Origin of the sequence: Bradyrhizobium sp. Mp19 (assembly GCF_029952935.1) — a bacterium.
GTDB lineage: Bacteria > Pseudomonadota > Alphaproteobacteria > Rhizobiales > Xanthobacteraceae > Bradyrhizobium > Bradyrhizobium elkanii.
Genome location: NZ_JASAUT010000172.1, coordinates 1 through 1,111, shown reverse-complemented (window position 1 = coordinate 1,111; position 1,111 = coordinate 1). Strand labels below are relative to the sequence as shown.

Sequence of the window (1,111 nt, the reverse complement as noted above, 5' to 3'; positions counted from 1 at the left end):
ATCAGAGCTGAGTGATACGGCGGCCTTTGAAACGGCGTTGACGGACCTTTTTCTTGGTCCAGACGAAGGGCTCGGCTCTGTCGTTGTATGCGTTGACGTAGGCATCGATGTGTTCCTGAAGCTGCTTGAGGCTCGTGAAGGAGGTGCCGCTGAGCGACTGCCCCTGCAAGGGAAAACCATACTTCGACCTGATTGAGCCATGACGCACTTGTCGGCGTGAAATGAAATTGCACGTTGGGGTGGGCCTTGAGCCAGTCCTCGTTCTTTTTATGGGTGTTGAGGTTGTCGAGGATGACGTGAAGCTTGCGGTTCGGAAAAGCCGCGGTGACGCTGTTCATGAAATCGAGAAACTCGACGCGGCGCCGGCGTTTTGAATGGGTCGCGATGATCTTTCCGGTGGCGACTTCGAGCGCCGCAAACAATGTTGTGGTGCCATGCCGCTTGTAATCGTGGCTTTGGCCGGTCAAGGCGCGGCCATTGGGCAACTTCAGATAACCCTGCGCTCGCTCCAAAGCCTGGATCGAGGGCTTCTCGTCCACGCACAGCACAATGGCCTTCGCCGGCGGCGCGACATAGAGGCCGACAACATCGGCGGCTTTGGCCGTAAAGTTCGGGTCGTTGCTCTCGCACCAGGACTTGCGAGCCACCAGGTCAATCTTGTGGCTGCGCAGGAACCGCCAGACATATTGGACATCGACATCGCCCAGCGCCTCGGCCAGCAGGGGGCCGGTCCAGCGCGCAAACCCTTGCGGTGGCGGCTTATCCAGCAGCTTCAGAATCCGCTTGTCGGTCGTCTTCGTATAGATCGGCTGCTTGCCCGGTCGCGGCTTGTCTTGCAGCCCTTCAAGGCCATGGTCGGCATAGCGATGCCGCCAAAGGCTGACAATCCGCGGCTGGACCCCAACTTCCTTGGCGATCGACCGGGTGCTGCGCCCGTCCGCCGCCAACAAGACTATCCGCGCCCGCTTCAAATCGCGCTGCAACGTCACCGGTGAGCGACAGCACGCCTCAAGCACCTTGCGATCTTTCCTCGAAAGGTGGACTTCTCTTGCTTCGGGTATCATCCCGACCTTGAATCACGACTCACGTTCCAAGAAAAGTGGGTACTAGT

The 1,111-nt window shown here is 58.9% G+C and carries 1 pseudogene; it reads right to left on the bottom strand.

From position 1 onward, the window contains the following. Position 1 precedes the first annotated feature (1 nt). Positions 2-1,064, bottom strand: a pseudogene (locus tag QJT82_RS45415) (IS630-like element ISRj1 family transposase). Positions 1,065-1,111 lie beyond the last annotated feature (47 nt).